The 13,148-nt window shown below is 75.5% G+C and carries 4 protein-coding genes and 1 pseudogene; all 5 read left to right on the top strand.

Going from position 1 to position 13,148, the window contains the following annotated elements; all coding sequences use genetic code 11:
• Nucleotides 1-7 precede the first annotated feature (7 nt).
• Nucleotides 8-5,815, top strand: a pseudogene (locus tag G3A44_RS24290) (beta strand repeat-containing protein); the annotation flags it as partial.
• A gap of 138 nt (nucleotides 5,816-5,953) precedes the next feature.
• Entirely contained in the window at nucleotides 5,954-10,063 is a 4,110-nt protein-coding gene (locus G3A44_RS23855) for a beta strand repeat-containing protein (RefSeq protein ID WP_163459736.1), read from the top strand.
• 63 nt (nucleotides 10,064-10,126) lie between these two features.
• Complete coding sequence (locus G3A44_RS21155) at nucleotides 10,127-11,242, top strand: DnaJ C-terminal domain-containing protein (protein WP_163459737.1); 1,116 nt, start codon at nucleotides 10,127-10,129, stop codon at nucleotides 11,240-11,242.
• Nucleotides 11,243-11,349: 107 nt separating this feature from the next.
• Nucleotides 11,350-12,345 carry a hypothetical protein gene (locus G3A44_RS21160; protein ID WP_163459738.1) on the top strand — a complete coding sequence of 332 codons (996 nt, stop codon included), beginning with the start codon at nucleotides 11,350-11,352 and terminating at the stop codon, nucleotides 12,343-12,345.
• A 37-nt stretch (nucleotides 12,346-12,382) separates the two neighbouring features.
• The coding region (locus G3A44_RS21165; protein WP_163459739.1) for a hypothetical protein at nucleotides 12,383-13,148 on the top strand (766 nt) is incomplete at its 3' end.

A 13,148-nucleotide genomic window follows, 5' to 3' on the forward strand; every position in this document is an offset into this window, starting at 1 on the left:
CCTGGAGACCGCCGACCTGGTCGTGCTGGGCACCGCGCAGATTGCCGCCTTCACCACCGAGCAGCTGGGGGCCTTCAGCACCGGCCAGATGGCGGCCCTGGCCCCGGGCCAGATCGCCGGCCTGAGCACCGCCCAGCTGGCCTCCCTGGGCACCGAGCTGCTCAACGCCCTGGGCACCGCCCAGTTCGCCCAGCTCAGCGCCACCCAGGCCGCCGCGCTCACCACCGCCCAGGTCAACGCCCTGGAAGCCGCTGACGCCGCAGCCCTGGGCACCGCCGCCGTGCGCGCCCTGACCACCGAGCAGATCGCCGCCCTGTCCACCGACGCCCTGGCCGTGCTCAGCGCCACGCAGGCCGCCGCCCTCACCAGCACCCAGACCGCCGCGCTCACCAGCACCCAGGTGCCGGGCCTGAGCACCGCCGTCATCGCCGTGCTGGGCACCGGCCAGATCGCCGCCCTGGCCACCGAGACCCTGGCCGCCCTGGACACCGCCCAGGTCGTGGCCCTCACCAGCGCCCAGGCTGCCGCCCTCACCACCGGGCAGATCGCCGCCCTCACCACCGACCAGGTGCTGGCGCTGGAGACCGTCGACCTGCGTGCCCTGACCACCACCCAGCTCGCCGCCCTGGCCACTGAGCAGATGGCGGCCCTCAGCGTGGGCCAGGTCGCTGCCCTGGGCACTGCCCAGGTGCAGGCCCTGTCCACCGCCCAGCTCGCCGCCCTGGGCACCGACCAGATCGTCGCCCTGACCACCGCCCAGGCCGGTGTGCTGGGCACCGCCCAGGCCGCCGCCCTGACCACCGACCAGCTCGCCGCCCTGGACACCGCCGACCTGCGCATGCTGGGCACCGCCCAGCTCCAGGCCCTGTCCACCGAGCAGCTGGCCGCCCTGGGCACCGCCCAGATCGCCGCCCTCACCTTGGGGCAGGTGGCCGCGCTCAGCACCACCCAGGTCAACGGCCTGGGCACCGACCACCTCAACGCCCTGACCACCGCCCAGGTGGCCACGCTCTCCAGCGCCCAGGTCGCCGCGCTCACCACCGCTCAGGTGGCCGGCCTGCAGACCGACGACGTGGCCGCCCTGACCACCGGCGCCCTGCGCGGCCTGGGCACCGAGCAGGTGGCCGCCCTGAGCACCGACGCCATCGCCACCCTCAGCGTCGCCCAGGCCGCCGGCCTGAGTGGCACCCAGGCCGGCGCGCTGGGCAGCGCCCAGATCGGCAGCCTGGGCACCGCCGCCCTGGCCGCCCTGAGCACCGCTGCCGTGGCCCAGCTCGCCACCGAGACCGCCGCCGCCCTGACCACCGCGCAGGTGGCCGCGCTCACCACCCTCCAGGCCGCCGCCCTCACCACCGCCCAGGTGGCCGCGCTCACCACGGACCAGATCCAGGCCCTGGAGCTGCTGGACCTGCGCGCCCTCACCAGCACCCAGCTCGCCGCCCTGGGCACCGACCAAGTGGCCGCCCTGACCACCGCCCAGGCCGCCGGCCTGAGCACCGCCCAGCTCGTGCGCCTGTCCACCGACCAGGTGGCCGTGCTCACCACCGACCAGCTTGTCGGCCTGACCAGCGCCCACTTCGCCGCCTTCAGCACCGCCCAGGTGGCCGCCCTCACCACCGACCAGGTCGGCGCCATTGAAACCACGGACCTGCGCGCCCTCAGCGTGGCCCAGGTCCAGGCCCTGAGCACCGACCAGCTCGCCGGCCTGACCACCGCCCAGATGGCCGCCCTGACCGTGGCCCAGACCGCGGGCCTGGGCACCGCGCAGATCGCCGGACTCGACACCGCCCACCTCAATGCCCTGACCACGGTGCAGTTCGCCGCCCTGGGCACCGCCCAGGCCGCCGCCCTCAGCACCGAGCAGCTCGCCGCGCTGGAGACCGCCGACGCCGCCGCGCTGGGCACCGCCGCCGTGCGCGCCCTGTCCACGGCGCAGGTGGCCGCCCTGACCACCGACGCCGTGCAGGCCCTGACCACCGCCCAGGCCGCCGCGCTCAGCACCACCCAGGTGGCCGCCCTGACCACCGACCAGGTCGCCGCCCTGGAAACTGCCGACCTGCGCCAGTTCGTCGCCGCCCAGGTGCAGGCCCTGGGCACCGAACAGCTCAACGCCCTGACCACCACGCAGATGGCGGCGCTGGCGGGCACCCAGGTCATGGCCCTGGGGACCGCCCAGGTGGCCGGCCTGAGCACCGACAACCTCAACGCCCTGACCACCGCCCAGGCCGCACTGCTCAGCGCCGCCCAGGCCGCCGCGCTCACCACCGCCCAGGCCGCCGCCCTGGACACCGCCGACCTCGCCGCCTGGAGCACCGCCGCCGTGCGCGCACTGGGCACCGCCCAGGTGGCCGCCCTGTCCACCGAGGCCGTGGCCGCGCTCACCACCACCCAGGCCCTGGCCTTGGGCACCGAGCAGGCCGCCGCCCTGACCACCGACCAGGTGGCCGCCCTGGAGACCGCCGACCTGCGCGCCCTGGCGGTGGCCAGCTTGCGCGCCCTGAGCACCGACCAGCTCGGCGGCCTGACCACCGCCCAGGTGGCCGCCCTGACCACCGCCCAGGCCGCCCAGCTCACCACGGCCCAGGTGGCCGGGCTGGACACCGTCCACCTCAATGCCCTGACCACCGCCCAGTTCGGCGCCCTCACCAGCGCCCAGGCCGCCGCCCTGACCACGGACCAGGCCGCCGGGCTGGAGAGTGCCGACCTGGCCGCCCTGGCCCTGCCCAGCCTCAACGCCCTGGGCACCGCCAACCTGGCCGCCCTCAGCACCGACGCCGTCGCCGGCCTGACCACCGCCCAGGCCGCCGGCCTGTCCACCGCGCTGCTGGCCGCCCTCACCAGCGACCAGATGGCAGCCCTGGAGACCGCCGACCTGCGCACCCTCAGCCAGACCCAGCTGCGCGCCCTGGCCACCGACCAGCTCAACGCCTTGGGCGCCGCCCAGCTGGCGGCGCTGACCACCCTGCAGATCACCCAGCTGGCCAGCCAGCAGGTCGGCGGGCTGGACACCGCCGCCCTCAACGCCCTGGGCACCGCCCAGTTTGCCGCCCTCACCAGCGCCCAGGTGGGGGCCCTCACCGGCACCCAGGCCGCCGCGTTGGAGACGGCTGACGTCGCCGCCCTCAACACCTTTGCCCTGCGCTCGCTGGGCACGGCCGCCGTCGCCGCCCTGACCACCGAATCCCTGGTCGCCCTGACCACCACCCAGGCCGCCGCCCTCACCACCACCCAGGCCGCCGCCCTGGCCAGCGACCAGCTCGCCGGCCTGCAGACCGCCGACCTGGCCGCCCTGAGCACCGCCGCCGCCGCCGCCCTGACCACCACCGCCTTGGCCGGCCTGACCTCGGCCCAGGTGGTGGCGTTGACCACCGCCCAGGCCGCCGCCCTCACCACCGGGCAGATGGCCGCCCTGTCCACCGACCAGGCCGCCGCCCTGGCCACCGACGACCTGCGCGCCCTCAGCAGCCTGCAGCTGCGCGCCCTGTCCACCGAGCAGGTCGCCGCCCTGGGCACCGCCCAGGTGGCCGCACTCACCACCTTCCAGGCCCGCAGCCTGAGCACCGCCCAGGTCGCCGCCCTGGGCACCGAGGACGTCGCCGCCCTGGGCACCGCCCAGTGGACCGCCCTGGGCACCGAGCAGATCGCCGCCCTGACCACCGAGCAGGTCGCCGCGGTCGAGAACGGCGACCTGGCCGCCCTGTCCACCGCCCAGGTCCGCGCCCTGTCCACCGCCCAGCTGGCCGCGCTCACCACCGCGCAGGCCGGCGGGCTCACCGTGGCCCAGGCCGCCGCCCTGAGCACCACCCAGGTCCAGGCCCTGGCCACCGAGCAGCTCAACGCCCTGGGCACGGCACACTTTGCCGGCCTGGGCAGCGCCCAGGTGGCCGCCCTCACCACCGCCCAGCTGGCCGCCCTGGAGACGGCCGACCTGCGCCAGATCAGCACCCTGGGCCTGCGCGCCCTGTCCACCGCCCAGCTGGATGCCCTGGGCACCGAGCAGATGGCCGCCCTGGCCAACGCCCAGGTGGCCGCCCTGACCACCACCCAGGTGGCCGCGCTGGACACCGCCGACCTCTTTGCCCTGGGCAGTGCCCAGATGGCCCAGCTCACCACCGCCCAGCTGGCCGCGCTCACCACCACCCAGGTGGCCGCGCTGGACACCGCCGACCTGCATGCCCTGAGCACCCTGCAGCTGCGGGCCCTGGGCACCGCCCAGGTCGCGGCCCTCACCACCGAGGCCATCACCGCCCTGGGCACCGCCCAGATCGCCGGCTTGAGCACTGCCCAGGCCGCCGCCCTGGGCACCGCCCAGGTGGCCGCCCTGGAAACCGCCGACATCGGCGCCCTGGGCACCCTCAACCTGCGCGCCCTGGGCACCGCCGCCATCGCCGCCCTGACCACCGACCAGGTCGACGCCCTGTCCACCCTGCAGGTCGCCAGCCTCACCACCACCCAGGTGGCCGCCCTGACCACCGACCAGATCGTCGCCCTGGGGGCCAATGACGTGGTGGCCCTGGGCACCGCCGGCATCCGCGCCCTGGGGGCTGCCGGCCTGCACGGCCTGGGCACCGACGACATCGTCGCCCTGACCAGCCTGCAGTTCGCCGCCCTGTCCACCGACCAGGTGGCCGCCCTGTCCACCGAGCAGATCGCCGTGGTGGAAACGGTGGACCTGCGCGCCCTGGGCAGCGCGGCCGTGGCCGCGCTCACCACCGAGCAGGTCGCCGCGCTCACCACCCTGCAGTTCGCCAACCTGGGCACCACCGCGGTGGCCGCACTCACCACCGCGCAGGTGGCCGCCATCGAGACCGCCGACCTGCAGGCCCTGGGCGCCAGCCAGTTCGCCCGCTTCACCACCACCCAGATCCAGGCCCTGGGCACGGAGCAGTCCAGCGCCCTGACCACGGCCGAGATCGCGGCCATGAGCCTGGCCCAGACCCGCGCCCTGAGCACCGAGCAGATCGCCGCCTTCACCACCGAGCAGATCGCCGGCCTGACCACCGCCAACATCGCCGGCATGAGCACCGACCAGATCGCCGCCTTTGAGGCGGCCGACGTGGCCGCCATGAACGCCGGCCAGCTCGACGCCTACTTCCTGGCCACCCCCATCGTGCTGGACCTGGACGGCCAGGGCATCCAGACCCTGTCGGTGGCCGACAGCGGCGTGGCCTTCGACCTCATGGGCACCGGCACGGTGCGTCAGACCGGCTGGGTCGGCGGCGGCGACGGCCTGCTGGTGCGCGACCTCAACGGCGATGGCCGCATCCAGGACGGCACCGAACTCTTTGGCGTGGCCACCCGGCTGCAGAACGGCCAGCGCGCCGGCGACGGCTACACCGCCATGGCCGACCTCGACAGCAACGCCGACGGCCGCCTGGACGCCCAGGACAGCGCCTGGGGCGAGCTGAAGGTCTGGGTGGACGCCAACCACGACGGCGTGACCGACCTGGGTGAGCTGCGCGGCCTGGTGGAGGCCGGCGTGGCCAGCCTGGACTTGGCCGCCCAGAAGGGCAGCACCGTGGACCAGGGCAATCTGCTGGGCCTCACCTCCTCTTACACCACCACCGATGGCCAGACCCGCGACCTGGCCGACGTCTGGTTCGCCCAGGGCAGCACCGTCCCGGCCGAGGCCGCGGCCACCCCCGCGCTCAGCGAGCTCCTGGCCGGCCCCAGCGCCGACCTGGCGGGCCTGGGCGCCGCCGGTCTGGCCCGCGCTCAGGTTGGCGGCGCGCCGGCCGACAACCCGCTCATGGTGGCCTCCACCGCCCGGCAGTGGGACGAGGACGCCCTGATGCGCCACCAGCCGCTGCTCTGACCGAAGAAGACCCCAAGACCCCGGCGCCGGCGCCTGAGCCGGCCCGGCCCCGCCCCTTGAACGGCCGCGCCCAGGCGCCGGCCGCCCCCGCCACCGGGGGATGACCGCCCGGTGGACCCGTCTGTGGAGACCGCGCCCATGGCCACCCGTGTTTCATCGCTCACCACCACCCAGGTCGCCGCCCTGAGCACCGCCACGCTGGCCGCCTTCACCACCGAGGACTGGGCCGCGCTGACCGCCTCGCAGATGCGGGCCTTCACCACCGCGCAGCTCAGCTCCCTGTCCACCGACGACCTCAACAGCCTGAGCAGTGCGCAGTTCAACGCCCTGACCACCACCCAGGTGGCCGCACTGAGCACCACCCAGGTGGCCGCGCTGGACACCGCCGACCTGGTCGGCCTGACCACCGCCCACCTGCGCGCCCTGGGCACCGCCCAGGTGGCCGCCCTGTCCACCGACGCCGTCGTCGCCCTGAGCACCGCCCAGGTGGCCGGCCTGGCCACCCAGCAGGTGCGCGCCCTCTCCACCGAGGCCGTGGCCGCCCTGGAGACCGCCGACTTCGCCGCCCTGACCACCGCCCAGGTGGCCGCCCTGACCACCGACCAGATGGCCGCCCTGTCCACCGACGCCGTGGACGTGATGAGCAGCGCCCAGCTGCGCAGCCTGGCCACCGCCCAGGTCCGCGCCCTGGGCAGCGACCAGATCGCCGCCCTGGACAGCGCCCAGCTCAGCCGCCTGCTCACCCAGCAGCTGGCCGCCTTGAGCACCGACCAGGTCCAGGCCCTGGAGACCGCCGACCTGGCCGGCCTGAACACCAGCCTCATGGTCGCCCTGGGCACCGCCCAGGTGGCCGCCCTGACCACCGACCAGGCCGCCGCCCTGGCCAGCGCCCAGCTGCGCGCCCTCACCAGCGCCCAGGTGCGCGCCCTGTCCACCGACGCCGTGGCCGCCCTGGAGACCGCCGACGTGGCCGCCCTGCTCACCAGCCAGGTGCAGGCCCTGGCCACCGCGCAGGTGGCCGCGCTCACCACCGACCAGATGGCCGCGCTGACCACTGCCCAGGTTGCCCTGCTGTCCACGGCCCAGCTCGGCGCCCTGGACACCGCCCAGCTCAACGCCCTGGCCACCAGCCGCTTTGCGGCGCTCAGCGCCACCCAGGCCGCCAGCCTGGGCACCGACGCCGTGGCCGCGCTGGAGACCGATGACCTGGCTGCCCTGTCCACCGCCGCCCTGCGGGCCCTGACCACCGCCCAGGTCGCGGCCCTGACCACCGACCAGGTCGCCGCGCTGCGCACCGCCCAGGTGGTGGCCCTGTCCACCGCCCAGCTGCTGGCGCTGGACACCGCCGGCGCCGCCGCCCTGGAGACCGCCGACCTGGCGGCCTTGACCACCGCCCAGCTGCGCACCCTGTCCACCGACCAGATCGCCGTGCTCAGCACCGACCAGGTGGACGCCCTGACCGCCGCCCAAGTGGGTGCGCTGACCACCGCCCAGGTGCGCGCGCTGGACACCACCCAGCTCGGCGCCATGGACAGCGCCCAGTTCGCCGCCCTCACCACCGCCCAGGTCGTGGCCCTGAGCACCGACCAGGTGGCCGGCCTGGCCACTGCCGCCGTGGCCGGTCTGGGCACCGCCCAAATCCGCGCCCTGACCACCGCCCAGATGGCCGCCCTGAGCACCGATGGTGTGGCCGCCCTGACCACCCGCCAGATGGGCCAGCTCAGCACCGCCCAGCTGCGGGCCCTGGGCACCGACCAGGTCGCCGCGTTGGAAACCGCGGACCTGGCCGCCCTGGGCAGCGCCCAGTGGAGCGGCCTGTCCACCGCCCAAGTCGCCGCCCTGACCACCGACCAGGTCGACACCCTGGCCACCGCCGCCCTGGCCGCCTTCAGCACCGCGCAGGTCGCCGCCCTCACCACCGAGCATGTGGCCACCCTGGGCAGCGCCCAGCTGCGCGCCCTCAGCTCGGCCCAGATCCGGGCCCTGGGCACCGACCAGATTGCCGCCCTGGACACCGCCAGCCTGCCCGGCCTGGGCAGCACCGCCCTGCAGGGCCTGGGCACCGCCCAGGTCCAGGCCCTCAGCACCGACCAGATCGTCGCCCTGGGCAGCGCCCAGTTCGCGCTGTGGGGCAGCGCCCAGGTGGCTGCCCTGGCCACCGACCAGATCGCCGCCATCGAGACGGCCGACCTGGCCGGCCTGGGCAGCGCCCAGCTGCGTGCCCTGAGCACCACCCAGATGGCCGCCTTCACCACCGACCAGATGGGGGCCCTGGGCACGGCCCAGCTCCAGCAGCTGGGCACCGCGCAGCTGCGGGCGCTGGACACCGACCAGCTCGCCGCCCTCTCCAGCGGGCAGTGGGGCGCCCTCACCACCACCCAGGCCGCCGCCCTGACCACCGTCCAGGTGGCCGGCCTGCAGACCGATGACCTGGCGGGCCTGAGCGTCGGCCACCTGCGCGCCCTGACCACCGCCCAGGTGGCTGCCCTCACCAGCGACCAGGCCGCCGCCTTCACCAGCACCCAGCTCAACGCCCTGTCGGCCAGCCAGCTGGCCGCCCTGAGCACCGAGGCCGTGGCCGCCGTCGAGACCGCCGACCTCGTCGCCCTGGGCACCCGGGGCCTGTCGGCCTTCACCACCGCCCAATTGGCGGCGCTGACCACCGACCAGGTTGACGCCCTGAGCACCGCCCAGGTGCGCGGCCTGTCCACCACCCAGCTCGCCGCCCTGGGCACCGACCAGTTTCTGGCCCTGGACAGCGCGCAGTTCGCCGCCCTGCAGACCCAGCAGCTCGCTGCCTTCACCACCGACCACATCGCTGCGCTGGAAACCGCCGACCTGCCCGGCCTGAACGCCACCCTCATGAAGGCGCTCACCACCGTGCAGGTCGCCGCCCTCTCCAGCGATGTGGTGGCCGCGCTCACCAGCACCCAGCTCGCCGCCCTTTCCACCGCGCAGGTCACCGCCCTGGGCACCGAGGCCGTGGCCGCCATCGAGACCGCCGACTTCGCCGCCCTGGGCACCGCCGCCTTTGCCGCCTTCACCACCGCGCAGGCTGGGGCCTTCACCACTGACCAGGTGGACGCCATGGGCACCGCCGCCGTGCGGGCCCTGGGCACCGCCGCCCTGCAGGCCTTGGGCAGCGACCAGATCGTCATCCTGGACAGCGCCCAGGTCAGTGCGCTCACCACCACCCAGGTGGCGGCCCTGACCACCGCCCAGGTCGCCGCCCTGGAAACGGCCGACCTCGCCGGCCTGTCCACCGCCAGCGTCCGTGCGCTCACCACCGCCCAGTTCGCCGCCTTCAGCACCGAGCAGGTGGCCGCGCTCAGCACGGGCCAGTTCGCTGCCCTGGGCAGCGCCGCCATCGGCGCCCTCACCACCGACCAGGCCGCCGCCCTGACCACCGCCCAGATCGTCGCCTTCGCCACCGGCCAGATCGCCGGCCTGAGCACGGAGGCCATCAGCGCCATGGGCACCGACCAGATCATGGCCTTCGAGGACCGCGACATCCAGGCCATGAGCGGCGACCAGCTGGCCGCCCTGCTGGCCGTCACCCCCGTCATGCTCGACCTGGACGGCGGTGGCATCCAGACCCTGTCGGTGGCCGACAGCGGCGTGGCCTTTGACCTCACCGGCACCGGCACCGTGCGCCAGACCGGCTGGGTCGGCGGCGGCGACGGCCTGCTGGTGCGCGACCTCAACGGCGATGGCCGCATCCAGGACGGCACCGAACTCTTCGGCGCCGGCACCCGGCTGCAGGACGGCCAGCGCGCCGCCCACGGCTATGCCGCCATGGCCGACCTCGACAGCAACGCCGACGGCCGCCTGGACGCCCAGGACAGCGCCTGGGGCGAGCTGAAGGTCTGGGTGGACGCCAACCATGACGGCGTGACCGACCTGGGTGAGCTGCGCGGCCTGGTGGAGGCCGGCGTGGCCAGCCTGGACCTGGCCGCCCAGAAGGGCAGCACCGTGGACCAGGGCAATCTGCTGGGCCTCACCTCCTCTTACACCACCACCGACGGCCAGACCCGCGACCTGGCCGACGTCTGGCTGACCCAGGGCGCCGTGCTCGCCCGCGACGCTGTGCCGGCCCTGGCCGACCTGCTGCAGGCCCCGGCCGCGCCCCTGGGCGCCGGCCTGGACAGCGCCCCGGCCGGCGCCGTCACCACCGCGCACGCCTGGGCTGGCCTGGCCCCGCGCGCTGCCGATGACGACGCCCTGGGACGCCAGGTGCCGTTGATCTGAGACCCGCCGGGGCCGGGCAGGGCGGTGGCCGCGCGGACCGCAGGCGGTCCGTATAGTGCGCCCATGGACATCGAAGCCGCCTGGTCCGAGCTGGGCCTGCCGCCCGGGGCCCCCGAGCCCGAGATCAAACGGGCCTGGCGCCGCGGCGCCGCCCGCTGGCACCCCGACCGCAACCCCAGCCCCGAGGCCGTGCGCCGCATGCAACGGCTCAACCAGGCCATGGAGCGCCTGCGCGCCCACCTGGCCGGTGAGGACGACACGCCACCTGAGGCGCCCCCGGCCCCCGAGGCCGAAGCCGGACCCGCACCCGGCGCCCGGGACCACGCCGACGCACGGGCCGATGCGCACGCCGATGCGCACGCCGATGCGCGGGGCGACACCCCGCCACACCCCCACACCGTCGCCCGCACCCTCACCATCGACCTGGAGTCCGCCGCCCTGGGCACTGAGCAGCTCCTGGAAGGCGAGGTGGCCGACCCCTGCAGCCCCTGCGGCGGTCACGGCACCTTGGGCCCGCCCCAGGTCTGCGGGCAGTGCCAGGGCAGCGGCCGGGTGCGCCCCGCCAGCTGGTTCCCCTGGCTGCCGGCGGCCGAGCAGGAATGCCCCCACTGCCTGGGCCACGGCCACCTGCCCCAGACCTGCCCCGACTGCCAGGGCCGGGGCACCCAGCCGCCGCGCCCCTGGTCGGTGCGGGTGCGCCTGCCCGCGGGTGTGCGCGACGGCATGGACCTGCACATCCCCGCCGGCCGGGCCGGTGGCAGCCACCCCGGCGTGGCCCTGGCCCTCACCGTGGCCGTGGCGCCGCATCCCTTCTTCAGCCTGGAGGGCGGGGCCGGCGAGCCACCCGTGCTGGCCCTGACCTTGCCAGTGGACGCCCTGGCCTGGTTGGCCGGCGCCACCGTGCAGGTGCCCGTGCCCGGGGGCTGGCAGCCCTTGGCCCTGCAACCCCCGGCCGTTTTCCACCGGCTGGAGGGGCAGGGCTTTCCCGCCACCCCGCGCGGCCCCCGCGGGGCCCTGGAGGTGCGGCTGCAGCCGCAGTTCCCGGTCAGCCTGGACGGCGCTCAGCGCGCCGCCCTGCGTGCCCTGTCCGAGCAGACCCGCCGCGCCGCCGAAGCCCTGGACGGCCACCCCCTGCAGGCCTGGCAGGCCGCCCTGGCCCGGCGCCCCACGGCGCCCTGAGGCCGACCGCGCGGCACCGGGCCCCCCGGGCGGGGAGGCGGGGATCCGCCCGGCTTTCCCCGGCTTTTCAGCGGCTTGCACCGCGGTGCGGCTGCCAGACTGGCCGCATGAAAGTCCACGTCCTCTGCCCAGCCTCGTCGGTCACCGGCGGGCCCGAGGCCTTGCACCAGTTCGTCGATGCCGGGCAGCAGCTGGGCTTTGACATCGGCATGGTCTACCTGCCCGAAGACGACCCCGACCCCACCCCGGCCGTCTTCCGGCTCTATGCCCCGCGCATCTGGCGCGACCTGGCCGACGCCCCCGGCAACGCCGTGGTGGTGCCCGAGACCGGCACCGCCCAACTGCTGTCGCTGCGCCACGCCACCCGCGTGCACTGGTGGCTCAGTGTCGAGCACTTCCAGCTCCGGGCCGAGGCCATGCGCCAGGCGCAGGGGGGCGGTGCTTCCGCCGCCAGCCCGCTGGACTTTGTCTTCGACCCCCGCTTCGGCGTCGTCCACCTGACCCAGAGCGAATACGCCCGCCAATGGGTCGAGCGCCAGGGCGCCCCGGCGCTCATGCTCACCGACTACATCCGCGACGAGATCGTCGAGCGTGCGCGGCGCCTGCGCACCGGCCCCAAGGACCCGCTGGTGGCCTACAACCCCAAGAAGGGCCTGGAGTTCACCCAGCGGCTCATGGCCGCCAGCCCGCCCGACATCACCTGGGTGCCCATCGAGAACATGAGCCCCGCCGAGGTGGCCGCCCTGCTGGGCCGGGCCCGGGCCTATGTGGACTTCGGCCCCCACCCCGGGCGCGACCGCATCCCGCGCGAGGCCGTGCTGTGCGGCTGCACCGTCATCACCAACACCCAGGGCAGCGCCGCCAACGGGGTGGACGTGCCCCTGCCGCCCAGCCTCAAGTTTGACGAGCGCCACCCCCTGACCGTGCCCCAGGTGCTGCAGCGCCTGCGCGAGGCCCTCACCCAGCCCCAGCGCTTTGCCGAGCCCATGGCCGCCTACTGCCGCTGGGTCGAGGACCAGCGCCGGGTGTTCTTTGACGAAGTCTTCACCGTGCTGGCCACGCTGGAGGCCCAGGCCGCGCAACGCGCGCGGCGGTCCGCCTGAGCACCTCCCCTCGTCTTCCCGCGCGCCGGAGTCCCCCATGAGCCACCACGACGCCGCCCTGCTGCAGGCGCTGCCCCCCGCCCTGCAGGCCTCGCTGCACGACATGCTCCACGAGAGCGCTGCCGCGGCCCGTGCCACCCCCGCCGCCCTGGCCGCCCACCTGATGCTGGTGCGGCCCCCGGGCCAGACCGAGGCCTTGGCCCCGCTGGCAGCGCTGCTGGACCTGCAGGCCCAGCTGCAGGCCGCCGGCGTGCCCGTCACCGTGGCGGCCAACCGCCTGCGGCCCGGGGCGCTCAACCTCGTCTTCGGTGCCGAGTGGGGCTTTGACCCCGAGGCGGCACAGGGCCACGCCTGCGTGCTGGTGCTGTCCGACCGCCACGGCGCCCCCCTGCCCAGCGCCTTGCACCGCAGCCTGCGCCAGCTGCCCCTGCTGGTGACCGACCCCGCCCAGGCCCGCGCCTGGCGCCCTGCGGCCGAGACGCTGATCGCCCCGGTCTGGACCTGGCAGCCTGGCGCCGGCACCACCGGCCGCAGCGCCAGCGTGGGCCTGCCGCCGGCCCAGCGCCCGGTGCCCCTGCTGCTGCCGCAGTCGCCCAACCCGCGTCAGCAGGCCCTGCTGGCCGGCCTGGCCCAGCTGGGGGTGGCCGTCACCCGGCTGGAGCCCACCCTGCACGGCCCCGAGCGCGCCAACCTGCTGGCCCAGAGCCGTGCCGTGCTGCTGCTGCTGGAACATGACGACGCCGCCCCCGACGCCGCCCTGGCCGCCGAGGCCCTGGCCGCCGGCGCCGCGGTGCTGGCCGAGC

It is taken from the genome of Ideonella livida (genome assembly GCF_010499455.1).
GTDB lineage: Bacteria > Pseudomonadota > Gammaproteobacteria > Burkholderiales > Burkholderiaceae_C > Ideonella > Ideonella livida.